The 14,221-nt window shown below is 69.4% G+C and carries 17 protein-coding genes; 9 read left to right on the plus strand and 8 right to left on the minus strand.

The window, feature by feature from the left end; genetic code table 11:
- Nucleotides 1-137: 137 nt before the first annotated feature.
- Genes ACFC14_RS15545 through ACFC14_RS15560 form a run of 4 tightly spaced genes read left to right on the plus strand, consistent with a single transcriptional unit; the run spans nucleotide 138 to nucleotide 2,187 of the window.
- A complete protein-coding gene (locus tag ACFC14_RS15545; protein ID WP_376106328.1) occupies nucleotides 138-788 on the plus strand; it encodes a DUF4190 domain-containing protein in 651 nt (216 codons plus the stop codon).
- Between the two features lie 51 nt (nucleotides 789-839).
- Nucleotides 840-1,187, plus strand: a complete 348-nt coding sequence (locus tag ACFC14_RS15550; RefSeq protein WP_376106330.1) for a DUF3099 domain-containing protein — start codon at nucleotides 840-842, stop codon at nucleotides 1,185-1,187.
- Nucleotides 1,184-1,378, plus strand: coding sequence for a hypothetical protein (locus ACFC14_RS15555; RefSeq protein ID WP_029261770.1), 195 nt, complete (start codon nucleotides 1,184-1,186; stop codon nucleotides 1,376-1,378). Before ACFC14_RS15550 ends, ACFC14_RS15555 begins: the two co-directional genes overlap by 4 nt.
- Complete coding sequence (locus ACFC14_RS15560) at nucleotides 1,375-2,187, plus strand: SURF1 family protein (RefSeq protein ID WP_376106333.1); 813 nt, start codon at nucleotides 1,375-1,377, stop codon at nucleotides 2,185-2,187. Before ACFC14_RS15555 ends, ACFC14_RS15560 begins: the two co-directional genes overlap by 4 nt.
- A 15-nt stretch (nucleotides 2,188-2,202) precedes the next feature.
- Here the strand turns inward: ACFC14_RS15560 and ACFC14_RS15565 are convergent, their stop codons facing one another.
- The 4 genes from ACFC14_RS15565 to abc-f are packed head-to-tail and all read right to left on the minus strand — an operon-like array spanning nucleotide 2,203 to nucleotide 5,608.
- Complete coding sequence (locus tag ACFC14_RS15565) at nucleotides 2,203-2,637, minus strand: cupin domain-containing protein (RefSeq protein WP_376106336.1); 435 nt, start codon at nucleotides 2,635-2,637, stop codon at nucleotides 2,203-2,205.
- The gene (locus ACFC14_RS15570) at nucleotides 2,634-3,251 is read right to left on the minus strand and encodes a pyridoxamine 5'-phosphate oxidase family protein (RefSeq protein WP_376106340.1); all 618 of its coding nucleotides are present in this window, start codon (nucleotides 3,249-3,251) and stop codon (nucleotides 2,634-2,636) included. The genes ACFC14_RS15565 and ACFC14_RS15570 overlap by 4 nt, the downstream gene beginning before the upstream one ends.
- A gap of 44 nt (nucleotides 3,252-3,295) precedes the next feature.
- A complete protein-coding gene (locus ACFC14_RS15575; RefSeq protein WP_376106343.1) occupies nucleotides 3,296-3,964 on the minus strand; it encodes an HAD family hydrolase in 669 nt (222 codons plus the stop codon).
- Nucleotides 3,965-4,009: 45 nt separating this feature from the next.
- A complete protein-coding gene (gene abc-f / locus ACFC14_RS15580; RefSeq protein ID WP_376106346.1) occupies nucleotides 4,010-5,608 on the minus strand; it encodes a ribosomal protection-like ABC-F family protein in 1,599 nt (532 codons plus the stop codon).
- Nucleotides 5,609-5,771: 163 nt separating this feature from the next.
- Here abc-f and ACFC14_RS15585 point away from each other — a divergent pair, with 163 nt between their 5' ends.
- The 4 genes from ACFC14_RS15585 to ACFC14_RS15600 all read left to right on the plus strand — a co-directional run bounded on the left by ACFC14_RS15585 (nucleotide 5,772) and on the right by ACFC14_RS15600 (nucleotide 9,737).
- On the plus strand, nucleotides 5,772-6,389 hold the full coding sequence (locus tag ACFC14_RS15585; protein WP_376106349.1) for a DedA family protein: 618 nt from the start codon (nucleotides 5,772-5,774) through the stop codon (nucleotides 6,387-6,389).
- A 5-nt stretch (nucleotides 6,390-6,394) separates the two neighbouring features.
- Nucleotides 6,395-7,660 (plus strand): sensor histidine kinase, encoded by a 1,266-nt coding sequence (locus ACFC14_RS15590; RefSeq protein ID WP_376106351.1) that lies wholly within the window; start codon nucleotides 6,395-6,397, stop codon nucleotides 7,658-7,660.
- Complete coding sequence (locus ACFC14_RS15595; RefSeq protein ID WP_136042042.1) at nucleotides 7,657-8,328, plus strand: response regulator transcription factor; 672 nt, start codon at nucleotides 7,657-7,659, stop codon at nucleotides 8,326-8,328. Before ACFC14_RS15590 ends, ACFC14_RS15595 begins: the two co-directional genes overlap by 4 nt.
- A 98-nt stretch (nucleotides 8,329-8,426) precedes the next feature.
- Nucleotides 8,427-9,737 carry an acyltransferase gene (locus tag ACFC14_RS15600; protein ID WP_376106354.1) on the plus strand — a complete coding sequence of 437 codons (1,311 nt, stop codon included), beginning with the start codon at nucleotides 8,427-8,429 and terminating at the stop codon, nucleotides 9,735-9,737.
- A 2-nt stretch (nucleotides 9,738-9,739) separates the two neighbouring features.
- Here ACFC14_RS15600 and ACFC14_RS15605 read toward each other — a convergent pair whose 3' ends face one another.
- Both ACFC14_RS15605 and ACFC14_RS15610 read right to left on the minus strand, forming a co-directional pair.
- Nucleotides 9,740-10,333 (minus strand): energy-coupling factor transporter transmembrane component T, encoded by a 594-nt coding sequence (locus ACFC14_RS15605; RefSeq protein ID WP_376106357.1) that lies wholly within the window; start codon nucleotides 10,331-10,333, stop codon nucleotides 9,740-9,742.
- Entirely contained in the window at nucleotides 10,330-11,028 is a 699-nt protein-coding gene (locus ACFC14_RS15610) for an energy-coupling factor ABC transporter ATP-binding protein (RefSeq protein ID WP_376106360.1), read from the minus strand. The genes ACFC14_RS15605 and ACFC14_RS15610 overlap by 4 nt, the downstream gene beginning before the upstream one ends.
- Nucleotides 11,029-11,097: 69 nt before the next feature.
- Here ACFC14_RS15610 and ACFC14_RS15615 point away from each other — a divergent pair, with 69 nt between their 5' ends.
- Nucleotides 11,098-11,682 carry a TetR family transcriptional regulator gene (locus ACFC14_RS15615; protein WP_376106363.1) on the plus strand — a complete coding sequence of 195 codons (585 nt, stop codon included), beginning with the start codon at nucleotides 11,098-11,100 and terminating at the stop codon, nucleotides 11,680-11,682.
- Here ACFC14_RS15615 and ACFC14_RS15620 read toward each other — a convergent pair.
- Entirely contained in the window at nucleotides 11,645-13,015 is a 1,371-nt protein-coding gene (locus ACFC14_RS15620) for an MFS transporter (RefSeq protein ID WP_376106366.1), read from the minus strand. The genes ACFC14_RS15615 and ACFC14_RS15620 overlap by 38 nt on opposite strands.
- Nucleotides 13,012-14,166: a MalY/PatB family protein gene (locus ACFC14_RS15625; RefSeq protein WP_376106368.1), complete on the minus strand. Its 1,155-nt coding sequence runs from the start codon at nucleotides 14,164-14,166 to the stop codon at nucleotides 13,012-13,014. The genes ACFC14_RS15620 and ACFC14_RS15625 overlap by 4 nt, the downstream gene beginning before the upstream one ends.
- Nucleotides 14,167-14,221: the final 55 nt, after the last annotated feature.

A 14,221-nucleotide genomic window follows, 5' to 3' on the forward strand; every position in this document is an offset into this window, starting at 1 on the left:
GCCCGCAATCCCGGGCCGTCATCGATCCTATCGACCATGCCGCCGCCGACTGCTCCCGGGCGCCCGGGTCGGCCGCGTCGTGGCGTTTGACAGACGGGAACGCTGCTGGAACCCTGATCGAGACGAAAGGCTTCATCGTGAGCGACAACCGCATCCCCTCTCCCGGTGGCGAGCCGCCGTTGACACCGCCGCCCGCGCCCGCCGCGCCGGCGGCCACTCCGGCACTTCCCGCCGACCCGGTGCGGCCCGCCCCCCAGCCGACGCAGAGCCACCCGGGAGCCGCGCCGACATACGCGCCTCCGGGATATCCGGCCTCCGGCGCCCCCGCGCCCGCGGCGCCCCAGCCGGCATACGCTCCGCCACCCACACAGTCCGGCTATGCCGCTCCCTCCGCACAGCCCGGCTACGGCGCGGCGCCCGCACAGCCCGGCTATGCCCCGCCGCCTGTGCAGCCCGGTTACGGCGCCTACCCGAGCGCGGCGTATCCCGCCGCCGCGTCCCGTCCCACCAGCCCGCTGGCGGTCGCTTCACTCATCTGCGGGATCGCCGGGGTCGTCCTGATCTGGGCCATCATCCCGGTCCTGGCATCGATCGCCGCCGTCATCACGGGCCACATGGCTCTCGGCCAGATCAAGCGCCAGCCGGGCATCGGAGGACGAGGACTCGCCATCGCCGGGCTCATCCTGGGCTACGCGGTGGTCGCGGTCGGCGCGTTCACGATCGTCAGCACCATCATCAGCTTCCTGTTCGTCGGGGTCTTCAGCCTGCCGTTCCTGTTCTCGAGCTGAGTCGCCGAACGGCACGCCGGGAGGGCTGCACCGGCGTAGGCTTGAGGCATCGTGAAGAACGCGCGTCAAGTCCCGGCCGTCACCTCACTGCCGCAGTCTCCGCGGGATGAGGCTGATCATCGTGTGCGCCGTTACGCGTTGACGATGACCATCCGCATCGTGTGCTTCGGCCTCATGGTGCTCGTGCAGCCCTACGGCTGGTACACCTGGGTCTTCGGGATCGCGGCCGCCGTGCTGCCGTACATCGCCGTCGTCTTCGCGAATGCCGGAAGCGACAGCACCGAGACCACGGCCGAGTCCCCCATGCGAGAGTTGGAGGCTCCGGAGCCCGCCCCGATCGAGTCCGAGCCATCCGCTTCTCAGGTGTTCACGATCCACGAAGGCCCGAAAGAGCGATGACAGACCTCGAGTGCTCGCGCGCCGGCTGCCGGAGCGCGGCGACCAGACAAGTGGTGTGGCGAAATCCCCGCATCCATGCCGCCGACCGCGAGAAGGTCTGGCTGGCCTGTGACGAGCACGTGGACTTCCTCCGCGACTACCTGGCTGCACGCGACTTCCCGGTGACCGTCCGCGACGGTGTTCCCGCATGAGTAGGCGTCTGACCCGGTGGGCGGTGTACGTGCTCATCGCGATCGGCTTCGCGATCGCGTGCGTGTTCCTGTCGAACTGGCAGTTCGAGCGTAACGAGACCCGGGCCGCGCAGATCGAACTCGTCGAGCAGAACTACGACGCGGATCCCGTTCCCCTGGCCGAGGTCATCGGCGAGGACGGTGCACTCGATCCCTCCGACGAATGGCGCCCGGTGACGCTGCAGGGCGAGTACCTCGCCGACCAGCAGCTCCTCGTGCGCAATCGTCCGCACGGCGGGACGAGCGCCTTCGAGGTTCTCGTGCCGTTCCGCGACGCCGACGGACGCGTGTTCATCGTGGATCGCGGCTGGGTGGCGCCGGGCGAGGGCGCTGAGCCCGACTCGGTGCCGTCGCCGCCGCAGGGCGAGGCCGAGGTGACGGTGCGCCTGCGGCCCGGAGAGCAGCTGCCCGCATCCGGTCGCGGCGCGCCGGAAGGACAGGTGCCGACCATCCACCTGCCCTCGATCGCTGCGTTGACCGACGGTGATGTGATCACCAGCGCCTACGGCCGTGTCGTGTCCGAGGAGCCGGCCGGATCCGGCGCACTGGGCGGCTTCGACTCGCCCACCGACGACCCGGGCCCCCATCTCTCCTACGCGATCCAGTGGATCCTGTTCGCGCTGATGGGCTTCATCTTCATCGGCTACATCATCCGTACCGAGATCGTGAAGCACCGCGAAGATGTCGAAGGTGCGCCGGCCCCTGCGAAGGCTCCGCGGCGCAAGGATCACGACGCCGACATCGAGGACGAGCTGCTCGACGTCCGCTGACCGACTCGCGCGGTGTCAGTCCGTCCAGGGCATCGGCCGCTCGGGCAATCGGGAACTGTCATCCGGCAGGCGGGGCAGCTCCTCGCCGCCCGCGCGGATGCACAGCCACCGCAGCTCGCCGATGCTGTCCGGCCGTGCACGCCAGGTACGAGCGACGCCCTGCCCCACGCGGATCACGGTGCCCGGTCCGACCTCGACGACGTCGTCATCCAGTCCCATCTGGCCACGACCGCCGAGGAACACGTAGACCTCTTCGATCTTCCGGTGCACGTGCCAGTAGCCGGCTTCTTCGCCGGGCTCGAGCGCATTCGCGGTCATGCCGATGTACTGCATGGTCAGCTCATGATCGACGACTCGGCGGCCATCCCGCGACCGCGCCGCATCGAACCCGCCGTGGTGCGTGCGCCACTCATCGAGCGCCCCGATCTCGACCACCTGATAACCGCTCATGCGCGTTCCCTCACGTTCTCTCGCCGGTCGGCCCCTCGCCCTGTCACCGCGCGGGTCCACCCCGTCTCCGTGCGCTCGTAGACGATCCGCGTGTGATCGCGTTCTGGCGACCCCTGCCAGAATTCGACTCGTGTGGCGATGATCCGCCAGAGGACCCACTCCCCTGGTCCGGCTCCCTCACGAGCGGCGGCGGAGCGCGCGGCGAGGTCTGCTGCGCTCTCCTCCGCCGACGCCTCCTGGACCTGCCCGCGAACACGCACCGCTCGCACGAGCGGCTGCCACCAGAAATTCAACGCCGCCGCAGGATGCGCGGCGATCTGCGCAGCCTTCCGAGACGACCGTGGCCCGGCGAAGGCCCATCCGCGCTCATCGACGTCTTTGAGGATGAGTGTGCGCGCATCAGGCACGCCGTCGTCATCGACCGTCGCCAGGGTGGCGGCGTGAGCCTCGGCAACACCCGCGCCGGCCGCCGCCCCGATCCAGTCGAGGAAGAGCGACACCGGATCGTCGGGAACATCGGCGAGTGCCAGCTGCGGAGTCGCGCCGGTGAGCGAGGGCTGAGCCCGGAGCCACCGGCTGAGCTCTGACGAAAGGAGATCCCGCTCTGTCGACATGCTCCCGACTATGCCATGGGACCAGCGTCCGCGCGCCGGACCGTTCAGGCGATTTCCCTCAGTCCGGGATGATCGGCGATCGGGATCAGCAGGTCGAGCAGCTCGCCGAGCGCCACGATCCGACGGGTGTCGCCGGACCAGTTCTGGTGCCCGCCGTCGAAGTGGACGAATTCCGTGCCGAGATCGTCGGCGATCTCCCGGTCGTGATTGGTGTCGCCGATGATGAGCACTTCGCTCGGCGGGAGGTCGGATGCCGTCAGCCACCGCGCGATGACGTCGTGCTTCGACGCTCGATACGGGTCGTCGATCGACAGCACGTCTTCGAAGGCATCGACCAGACCGTACGGGGCCATCTGCTGCGCCAACGCATCGGGAAGGGTCGCCGACGCGAGGACCTGGCGGATGCCGCGTTCGTGGAGCGCCGCGAGTGTGGCACGCGCTTCGGCGTGGAGCGGCGCCTCGCCGACGCGCGACGCCAGCAGGTCGAGGTAGGTCGTCGCGGCCGCTACGAACCTGTCGTCGCCGAGTCCGACGGAGCCGTAGAAGTCGCGGATCGGGAACCGGAACACCGATCGGTACGTGTGCTCATCGGTCAGCGGATCGAGACCGTGCTCCTCGAGCACGGCGTTCATCACCTGACGGCAGATCTCCGCGTCGTCGAGCAGCGTGCCGTTCCAGTCCCAGCACACGGCGCGGATGTGACCCATACTCATGCCGTCACGCTACAACGGGTCACAGATACGCGCCCGCGCCTCCTGCTAGGCGAGCTCGATGAGGTCCTGGTACTCCTGGCTCCAGATGTCTTCGACGCCGTCGGGCAGGATCAGCACACGCTCGGGGTTGAGCGACTGCACCGCGCCGGGATCGTGGGAGACGAGGACGACAGCACCCTCGTAGTGAGCGAGGGCACCGAGGATCTCCTCGCGCGAGGCGGGGTCGAGGTTGTTGGTGGGCTCGTCGAGCAGCAGCAGGTTCGCCGAGGACACCACGAGCGTCGCGAGCGACAGACGCGTCTTCTCGCCACCGGACAGGACTCCCGCCGGCTTCAGCACGTCGTCGCCGGTGAACAGGAACGAACCGAGCACCTTGCGCGCCTCGGTCTCGGTGATGTGGGGCGCGGCCGAGACCATGTTCTCCAGCACCGAGCGGTTCACGTCGAGGTTCTCGTGCTCCTGCGCGTAATAGCCGACCTTGAGGCCGTGGCCCGGCTCGAGCTGCCCGGTGTCGGGCTTGTCGACGCCCGCGAGCATGCGCAGCAGTGTGGTCTTGCCCGCGCCGTTGAGGCCGAGCACGACGACCTTGGAACCGCGGTCGATGGCGAGGTCGACATCGGTGAAGATCTCGAGCGAACCGTACGACTTCGACAGGCCACTCGCCATCATCGGAGTCTTGCCGCAGGGCGCAGGCTTCGGGAAGCGCAGCTTCGCGACCCGGTCTTCCTGACGGACCTCGTCGAGACCGGCGAGGAGCTTCTCGGCGCGTGCGATCATCTGGTGCGCCGCAGCGGCCTTGGACGCCTTCGCGCCGAAGCGAGCCGCCTGCAGCTGCAGAGTCGTCGCCTTCTTCTCGGCGTTGGCGCGCTCTTTCTTGCGGCGCTCCTCGTCGGCCACCCGCTGGCGCAGGTAGTTCTTCCAGTTCATGTTGTAGGTATCGATGATCTGGCGGTTCGCGTCGAGATAGAACACCCGGTTCACGGTCTCGCCGACCAGCTCCACATCGTGGCTGATCACGATCAGTCCGCCCTTGTAGCCCTTGAGGAACTCACGCAGCCACACGACGCTGTCCGCGTCGAGGTGGTTGGTGGGCTCGTCGAGGATCATCGTCTCGGCGTCGGAGAAGAGGATGCGGGCGAGCTCGATGCGGCGACGCTGACCACCGGAGAGCGTCGACAGCGGCTGGTCGAGGATGCGGTCCGGGAGCGAGAGGTTATTCGCGATGGACGCTGCCTCGGCCTCTGCCGCATATCCACCCTGCGCCTCGAACTGCTCGGTGAGGCGGGCGTAGCGCTTCATCGCCTTGTCGGCGACGGCGGGGTCGTCCGAGCCCATCGCGAGCGCCGCCTCGGTCATCCCGAGGTTCAGCTGCCCGAGTCCGCGAGCATCGAGGATGCGCGTGCGCGCGAGGTCCTCAGGGTTGCCGGAACGCGGGTCCTGCGGCAGGTAGCCGAGCTCACCGGAGCGCGTCACGCTGCCGCCGGAGGGCAGGACATCACCGGCGAGCACCTTGGTGAGCGTGGTCTTCCCGGCCCCGTTGCGGCCGACGAGTCCGATCTTGTCTCCGTCGGCGACGCGGAACGAGACGTTCTCCATCAGCAGGCGCGCGCCAACGCGGATCTCGAGGTCGTGCACGGCAAGCACAGCGGACGTCCGTTCTTTCAGGGAGGGTGTTCGGCCGATCGGCCAGCCTCCCAGTATAAGCGCCGTGGCCGGGAGCGGCGGTCAGCAAGATCAGCCCGGAGAGTGAGGCGCACGATACCGCAGAGGGATGACCGTCCGGGCACGTGCTGCATAACGTGCAGGAGTGGACATCCTCAACGAGCTCATCATGCAGGCCATCGCCTCACCCTGGCTGTACCTGGTCCTGTTCGCGGTCACCGTGATCGACGGGTTCTTCCCCCCGGTGCCGAGCGAGACGGTGCTCGTGGCGGCCGCGGCGGTCGCCGCATCGACGGGCGACGGGAACCTCCTGCTCCTCGGCGCGGTCGCCGCGATCGGCGCGACGATCGGCGACAACATCGCGTTCCTGATCGGCCGCAGCCTCGGCACCACCCGCTTCGCCTGGATGAGGCGCCCCCGCGTGGCTGCGACGTTCGCCTACGCGCAGCAGGCGCTCGATCGGCGCAGCGCCACCCTCATCCTCGGCGCCCGCTACATCCCGGTCGGACGCGTCGCCGTCAACATGTCCGCCGGGGCTCTCGGGTTCCCGTGGCGGCGCTTCCTGCCTCTGAGCCTGATCGCTGGCGCGAGCTGGAGCATCTTCAGCCTGGCGATCGGTCTGCTCGCCGGCGCCTGGATCAAGGACCAGCCACTGCTCAGCGCCGGTCTCGGCATCGTCATCGCACTGGTGATCGGCTTCGTGATCGACCGCATCGCCGCGGCCCGGCGCCGCCGCGCACCCGAGCCGCAACTGGCAGGATGACAGGCATGGCACGCCGACGACAGCGCACACCGTTGCGCCAACGGATCAGCCGCCGCACCTTCGCTCTCTGGGCGCTGGGTGGGGCGGTCGTGGCGTTGTACTCGATCCTCGTGCCGCTCCAGACCATCCTGTCCGGCACTCCATTGCCGCTGTCGTTCATCCTCGGCGCGGTGCTGTGCTTCTCGCCCTTACTCGCGATCAGCCGCCCGGTATGGGCCATCGGGCTGTTCACCGCGGGGGCGCTCATTCTGCCGCTCATGGTCGTGCCGGAACTCGCGATCCAGTCGCCGTGGCCCTGGTCCGTCCCCGCACTCCTCACCTTCGCCCTCTTCGTCGGGGTGGTCACGTTCCTCCACGGCGCCCGACTCGGAGCCTTCGCACTGATCCTCGGAGCGATCGCCTCCTTGCTGGCGCCCATGCTCCGTCCCGACATGGTGGCCATGCCCGCGTCCTCCGCCAGCGCCACGGCCGACCTCATCGTCACGACCGCGGTGGCATCCGCCACCTTCCTCATCGCCGCGCTCGTCGCCGGGCGCGTCCGCGTCGCCGCCGAGCTGACGCGCGAGAAGGAGCACAGCGCTCTCGAGGAAGCCCGTCGCGCGCTCGTCGAGGAACGCACGCGGATCGCGAGGGAGCTGCACGACGTGGTCGCGCACAGCATGTCCGTGATCCAGGTGCAGGCGTCGACCGCGAAGTACCGCATCCCGGAGCTCGGCGACGCGGCGACGGCCGAGTTCGATGACATCGCCGCGACCGCCCGCAGCTCGCTGACCGAGATGCGGCGCATGCTCGGGGTGCTGCGCACCGAGGATCAGACCGCAGAACTCGCTCCCCAGCAGGGCATCGACGACATCCCGGCGCTGGTCGACACCATCCGCCGAGCCGGCGTCGAGGTCGGCCTCATGCTCGAGGGCGGGGAAGCCGCTGCCGCCGCGACGGCCTCGGTGCAGATCGCCGCATTCCGCATCGTCCAGGAGGCGCTGAGCAACGCGGTGCGACATGCTCCCGGTGCGCGCATCGCCGTGCGGCTGCATGCGGAGGCTCGCAGCATCCGCATCCAGGTGCACAACGGAGCGCCGCCCCGTGCCTCCGATGGCCCCGGCGGCGGCTACGGGTTGCGTGGCATGCGCGAGCGCGCCGAGATCCTGGGCGGCAGCCTCTCGGCCGGCCCCGCATCAGATGGCGGCTGGGATGTGGAGGCCGTGCTCCCCCTGAGCGCCGACGACTCCGGTGCAGAAACGGCCAGTTCGCTCGACAAGGAGAATCCGTGACGATCAGCGTCCTCATCGCCGATGACCAGGCCATGGTCCGTGCGGGTTTCGCCGCTCTGCTCGATGCGCATGACGGGATTCGGGTGGCAGGTCAAGCGGCGAACGGCGCCGAAGCCGTCACTCTGGCGGCGCGTCTGGATCCGGACGTGATCCTGATGGACGTGCGCATGCCGGAGCTCGACGGGATCGAAGCCACTCGGCGGATTCTCGGTCCGTCGTATCCGGCCGCCCATGTCCCTCGGATCCTGATGCTCACCACGTTCGACATCGACGACTACGTGTACGACGCCCTCGAAGCGGGCGCCAGTGGATTCCTGCTGAAGGACGCGCTGCCCGAAGAGCTCGTGCACGCAGTGCGCGTCGTGGCGGACGGGGATGCGCTCCTCGCGCCGAGCGTCACCCGACGCATGATCGAGCAGTTCGCCGGCCGCAGGCCCCGCGCACCTCGCTCGGCCACCGCGCTCGCCGAACTCACCGACCGCGAGCGCGAGGTGCTGGTACTGATCGGGAAGGGGCGCTCGAACACCGAGATCGCCGCCGACCTGTTCATCGCGGAGCAGACCGTCAAGACCCACGTCGGCAAGGTGCTCGCCAAGCTGAATCTGCGCGACCGCGTGCACGCCGTGATCCTCGCCTACGACACCGGACTCGTCGAGCCGTCTTCCTGACTCACACCCTCGTAGGGGGTCGTAACGGCACCCGAGGGTGATGCATCCGCGGACACCGCGTCCATAGTCTCCTGGGACACCGCTCCCGAGGAGGACTCATGACCACCGTCCAGGCACCCACTGCCGGCAGCATCGCGCCTCCGCGGCGCGCGTCCCGCGACACCGGGATCGACTTCGTCCGTGCGCTCTGCGTGCTGGGCGTCGTCCTGCTCCACTCGATCATGGTGGGCGTCACCGTCGACGCGTCCGGCCCCGTCTTCGCGAACGCCAGCGACGGTACAGCGTGGATCGCGCCGCTCAGCTGGCTCCTGCAGGTGATGCCGCTGTTCTTCGTGATCGGAGGGTTCTCGGGGCTCCTCGCCTACCGACGGATGCGGGAGCGCGGCGGGACCGCCGTCGGCTTCGTGGCCGGGCGACTGCATCGCCTCCTGCGACCCGCCGTCTTCACGATCGCCATCGTCGGCACCGGGCTCGCGCTGCTCACGGTCTTCGGCGTGCCGGCCGATCTGATCGCGACCGCGGGGTTCCGGTACGGACAGCCGCTCTGGTTCCTCGGCGTCTTCCTCCTGTGCCAGGCGCTGCTCCCCGCGCTCGCCGCCGCCCACGAGCGCGCCCCTTACCGCACAATCGGCGCTCTCGTCGCCGCGTCGATCGCCGTGGACGTGCTGCGCGCCGCGACCGGGCTCGAGGGACTCGGCTTCCTGAACCTCGCCTTCGTGTGGATGGCCCTGCAGCAGCTCGGGTTCTTCCTCGCCGACGGACGCATCGGGCGTCTCAGCCGCCGCCTCCGCGTGGCAGCGGGCGTCGCCGCTCTGCTCCTGCTCGTCATGACGTTCCTGACCGGGGTCTACTCCCCCGATCTCATCGCGAACATCAACCCGCCGACCGCGGCCCTCCTCCTCGTCGGCATCGCGCACACCAGCCTGCTCTCCCTGCACCGCGAACGCATCGAGCGGTTCAGCCGTCGGCCGCGTGTGGCCAGGTTCACGGCGTTCGTGACGGTGCGCACCATGACGATCTACCTATGGCACATGCCCGTCCTGCTGGTGATGGCCGGGGCCACCGCCGTATATGCCCTCCTCGCGGGCATCACACTGCCGGCGCTCGACAGCGCGGACTGGTGGGCAGGCCGCCCGCTCTGGCTCGCGACGGCGCTCGCGCTGTCCGCGGTCGTCGCCGTGGCCTTCACCCGGTTCGAGTCGCAGCCGGCACCGCAGGCCACAGATTCCCTGCCTCGGCTCGCCGTCGGAGCACTGAGCGGCCTGATCGGCGTCCTGATGCTCCTGGTGCTGGGCACGTCCGTCGCGACGGCCCTGATCGCGGTCGCGCTGATCCTCGCGGCGCTCCGACTCTCGTCGCGGACCACGCCGCTGGCGCCGGTCGGAGTGCGCACACTCGTTCCGGCGTGAGGTCAGCCCAGGCCCCGTGCCGCCAGCGCGTCGCCGACATCGTCGGCGTGCCGCAGGGAGAGCACGAGCAGCGGCACGACCCCACGCACGCCCAACCGAACGCCTCGGGCTCGTGCCGCGTCCCGCACGCGGTCAACGAATCCGGCGATCACGGGGATCGTCGTGATCGTGAGCGAGATCGTCAGCGCCACCGCGGCGGGATCGAGGCCGAATCGACGGAGCGGCCGCACGATCCGCTGCAGCACCGCCACCAGATCCGCCATCCGGGTCGTGAGCGTCAACAGGCTCGCCAGCAGGAGTACCGCCACGACGCGCCCGGTGCTGATCCACGCGGCGAGAGGCGAGACGAAGATCACGAGCGCCAAAGCGAGCACGAGGATGATCCAGCGCAGACGCCAGACCTCGAGCAACGGCACACCGATGGGCATCGCCCCGAGCCCGTACAGCGCGAGAACACCCAGGAGAGAGAGGGCGATGCTCACCCCGTCATGGGGGTACAGCGACAGGAGGAGTGCGCCGACCGCCAGCGCCGCGAGCTTGAGCCCGGCCGGCGCGCGATGGAGGATGCCGGTTCCCGGACGGTAGAGCGCGATCATCCGCACGCTCGACGATATGCGGCGATCACGGCGGACGGCTCTCCGGCGGCCGCGACTCGCCCCTCCTCGAACAGAACCGCGGTCTCGCACCGCGCAGCCAGCTCGAGGTCATGCGTCACCAGCAGGACCTGAGCCTGCTGCGCGAGAAGCAGGTCGCCGATGCGCCGAGAATTGCGCAGGTCGAGGAGTGTGGTCGGCTCGTCGGCGACGATCAGCTGAGGTTCGGTGATCAGCACGGAGGCCAGGGCGAGCATCTGCTTCTGACCACCCGAGAGGCTGGATGCGGGCACGTCGGCGTGGTCTGCCAGCCCGTGGGCGGCGAGGGTGTCTCTGACGCGCTGGGCGACCTCGGCCTTCGTCCGACCACGCAGGGACAGCGCGAGGTCTTCGGCTGGAGTCGGCATGAGGATCTGTGCATCGGGGTTCGTGAACACGAATCCGACCCGGCGACGCAGGGTCGCACGATCGCGCACCGTGTCGAGGCCGTGAACCCGCACCTCGCCGGCGCTCGGGGTGACGAGTCCGTTCAGCATCCGGGCGAACGTCGACTTCCCCGACCCGTTCGCACCGATCACCGCGATCGTCGGAGCCGTCAGGGCCACGGAGACATCGCGGAGCACAGGGCGTCCGTCGAGCAGCACCGAGACCGCATCTACGGCGATCGTCCCGATACCTGCCTCGCGGGTGATTGCCATACGGGATCCCTCCGAGCGAGACGCGACCTGAACACCGTTCACCTGAACGTCGTTCACTATAATCGGAGGATGAGTCCGGAGACGAATCAGGCACGGCACGACCGCGACAGCGTCGCCCGGAGCGCGCTCGCTCTCCTCGACGAGGTCGGGCTCGCCGATCTCTCGATGCGGCGTATCGCGGCCCGGCTGGAGGTGCAGCCCAGTGCCCTCTACTGGCACTTCTCCAGCAAGCAGGAGCTCCTCGCCGAACTCGCCGACCGGATCACGTCCTCGATCCGCCCGGGCACCGCCGACGTCCTCACCACGGCACGGAGCATCCGCGATGCCCTCTTCGCCTACCGCGACGGCGCCGAGCTGGTGCTCAGCACGTATGCCCTGCAACTCGGTTCGTCGCACGCGCAGTCGGTCCTGGCCGAGGCGCTTCAGGCCAGCGGAGCCACCGAGGCGGCGGACAGGGCCGCCGCCATCCTGCACTTCGTCCTCGGCCACGCCACGCTCGTGCAGCAGCGCATGCATGCCGACAGCCACGGCGCCCTCCCGCGTGCGGACGAGATCGACGTCACGGCCGGACTCGACCGCGTCTTCGATCTCGGGGTGACGGCGCTCTCGGGGGCGCTCACCGCACCGGCGACTCCGCCGCGTGCCCGAGCCTGAGGCCCGGAACCGACGCGAGCACGACGAGCCCGATGCAGAACGCGAAGACCGCCCCGAACGCGCTGGCCTGGCCGCCGAGAGAGGCCACGCCGAGTCCGGCTAGAGCGATGGCGACGGCAGACCCGGTGGCGTCCGAGATCGACAGCGCGGAGGAATTGAATCCCTGATTCGTCTCGTCCGAGTACGCGAGCGTGAGGACGGTCAGTCGCGGATAGAGCAGTCCCATCCCGCCGCCGGCGAAGGCCCAGCCGAGCACCACGACGGCCGCTGAGACGTCGAAGAGCGCGGCGACGAGAACGCAGAGCAACGCGACCAGCAGTGAGCCGAGACTGATCACTGTGATGCGGTGGTTCCCCAGCCGCTCACCGTACCGTCCCTGCACCGCCGAGGCCCCAGCCCATGCCAGCGCGGCGAGCATGAGAGCGACCCCCGCCCACGTTGCGCTGAAGTCGAACTTCTTCATCAGCAGGTACGGGATGTACGCCTCGGCCGCGAAGAACGCGCCCGCCGCGATACCGCGCATGAGCACCACGCTCGGCAAGCCCTGGCCCGCCCGCAGGGTGCGTCGCGGCAGCAACGGGAGTACCGCGAAGCCGATCGCCAGCACGGCGCCGAGCGCCACGGGCCACCCGATCGAGGGCACCAGCTTCGCCGAGAAGCCGACCACGACGGCGAGCACCGCCACCACCACCGCCAGCACCAGCCGGACGACGAGCGCGCGTCGGTCCTGCGGCTCTCCTCCTCCGAGATCGACTCCGCGCAGTCGGACCGCGATCAGCACGAAGGCGGCCGCCGTGAGCACGGCGACACCGAGGAACGCCCACCGCCAGTCCAGGTACTCGGCTACGGCGCCGGCGAGGAACGGCCCCACCATCGACGGCACGACCCAGGCTGCGGCGAAGGCGGCGAAGATGCGCCCGTGCAGGTGTGGCGGATACAGCCTCGCGACGACGACGTAGAGCGCGACCGTCTGTCCGCCGGCGCCCAATCCCTGGACGAGTCGACCGATCAGGAACTGGTCCATCGTCACCGCGAAGCCTGAGATCAGCAGACCGAGTATGAAGAGCGTGACGGCGACATACAGGGCCCCGCGCGGTCCGCGGGTATCCGACCACGCGCCCGTGGCGACCATGCCGATCACACTCGTCGCCAGCGTGCCGGCGAACGCCACGGCGTAGAGGGCCTCGCCGTGCAGAGCCTCGCTGACGATCGGCATGACCGTCGTCACCGCGAGAGCCTCGATGGCAGCGAGGAAGATCAGCGCGACCGCGCCGAGCGTCACCCAGATGCGTTGGCGGTCCCAGATCGTCGCGGCGTCTGCCGGAGTCGTCATCGACCCACGAGCGCCGCGATGCGCTCGATCGCCTCGGTGATGATCTCCGGGCCGGTGCCGAAGTTCAGCCGCACGTGACCCGCGCCCTCGGTGCCGAAGGCAGGCCCGAAGTGCAAGGCGACTTTCGCATCGCGCAGGATGCGTCGTGCGGGGTTGTCGCCCCAGCCGAGTGCGGAGAGGTCGATCCACGCGAGGTAGCCGGCGTCCGGGATGCGATAGCGGGCACCCGGGAGGTGCGCGGCGAGCAGGTCCTCGAGCAGCACACGGTTCTCATCGAGCGAGCGCAGCAGCCCGTCGAGCCAGGGGTCGCTCTCTTCCGAGAACGCCGCCACGGCAGCGAGCAGACCGAACTGCCCGGTGCGCCACTCCACCTCGACGGGCAGTCCACGCACGACCTCGGTCGTCGCGTCGTCGGCGGTGACCATCAGGGCGCACTTCAGACCCGCGAGGTTGAAGGCCTTGCTGGCGCTGACGACCGCATATCCGACGCGCTGAGCCGCATCGCTCACCGCGAGGAACGGAGTGAATCCGGTCCCCGGCTGTGCGAGCGGGGCGTGGATCTCGTCCGAGACGACGGCCGCGCCGAACTCATCCGCCAGTTCGGCCAGAGCGGCGAGGGTGTCGCGGTCATGCACCGTGCCGGTCGGATTGTGCGGGTTGCAGAGCAGGATCGCCGTCGCTCCGTCTTCGAAGGCGGCACGGATGCCGTCGAGGTCGAGCTCCCAGCGTGTTCCCGTGTCACGCAACGGAACTCGCTCCACTTCTGCGCCGGCTTCGGCTACCAGGTCGTAGAACGGCGGGTACACCGGAGGGGTCACGACCACTCGCTCCCCCGGCTGGGTCACGCGGCGGAGGATCTCCACGATCCCCATGCTCACGTCTGCGGTGCTCCGCATTCTCGCGGGGTCGGGCTCCCAGCCGTAGCGGCGGTTCGCGAAAGCAGCGAACGACTCGGCGAGCGGCGTCCGCGATGCGACATACCCGGTGTCACCGATCTCCACGGCGCGCCGCAGCGCGGCGGAGATCGACGGCGCCAGCGGGAAGTCGGTCTCCGCGACGAACAGCGGAAGCACGTCGGCCGGGTACTCGCGCCACTTCTCGCTGCTGCGCTCGCGAAGCTCCGCCAGAGGCAGGGCCTTCACCTGAAGCATTCGATCTCCCGAGGTCCCGACACGCGCCGTCGACGTGTCATCCGTTCCGACGCGC

Origin of the sequence: Microbacterium sp. NPDC055988, from assembly GCF_042269505.1 — a bacterium.
GTDB lineage: Bacteria > Actinomycetota > Actinomycetes > Actinomycetales > Microbacteriaceae > Microbacterium.

Bases quoted from the DNA above. Each gene is read 5' to 3' on its own strand.
- ACFC14_RS15555 (WP_029261770.1), top strand. From the start codon at position 1,184: ATGACAGACCTCGAGTGCTCGCGCGCCGGCTGCCGGAGCGCGGCGACC.
- ACFC14_RS15605 (WP_376106357.1), bottom strand. From the start codon at position 10,333: ATGATCGCGCTCTACCGTCCGGGAACCGGCATCCTCCATCGCGCGCCG.
- ACFC14_RS15560 (WP_376106333.1), top strand. From the start codon at position 1,375: ATGAGTAGGCGTCTGACCCGGTGGGCGGTGTACGTGCTCATCGCGATC.
- ACFC14_RS15600 (WP_376106354.1), top strand. From the start codon at position 8,427: ATGACCACCGTCCAGGCACCCACTGCCGGCAGCATCGCGCCTCCGCGG.
- ACFC14_RS15615 (WP_376106363.1), top strand. From the start codon at position 11,098: ATGAGTCCGGAGACGAATCAGGCACGGCACGACCGCGACAGCGTCGCC.
- ACFC14_RS15590 (WP_376106351.1), top strand. From the start codon at position 6,395: ATGGCACGCCGACGACAGCGCACACCGTTGCGCCAACGGATCAGCCGC.
- ACFC14_RS15575 (WP_376106343.1), bottom strand. From the start codon at position 3,964: ATGAGTATGGGTCACATCCGCGCCGTGTGCTGGGACTGGAACGGCACG.
- ACFC14_RS15625 (WP_376106368.1), bottom strand. From the start codon at position 14,166: ATGCTTCAGGTGAAGGCCCTGCCTCTGGCGGAGCTTCGCGAGCGCAGC.
- ACFC14_RS15610 (WP_376106360.1), bottom strand. From the start codon at position 11,028: ATGGCAATCACCCGCGAGGCAGGTATCGGGACGATCGCCGTAGATGCG.
- ACFC14_RS15620 (WP_376106366.1), bottom strand. From the start codon at position 13,015: ATGACGACTCCGGCAGACGCCGCGACGATCTGGGACCGCCAACGCATC.
- ACFC14_RS15570 (WP_376106340.1), bottom strand. From the start codon at position 3,251: ATGTCGACAGAGCGGGATCTCCTTTCGTCAGAGCTCAGCCGGTGGCTC.
- ACFC14_RS15565 (WP_376106336.1), bottom strand. From the start codon at position 2,637: ATGAGCGGTTATCAGGTGGTCGAGATCGGGGCGCTCGATGAGTGGCGC.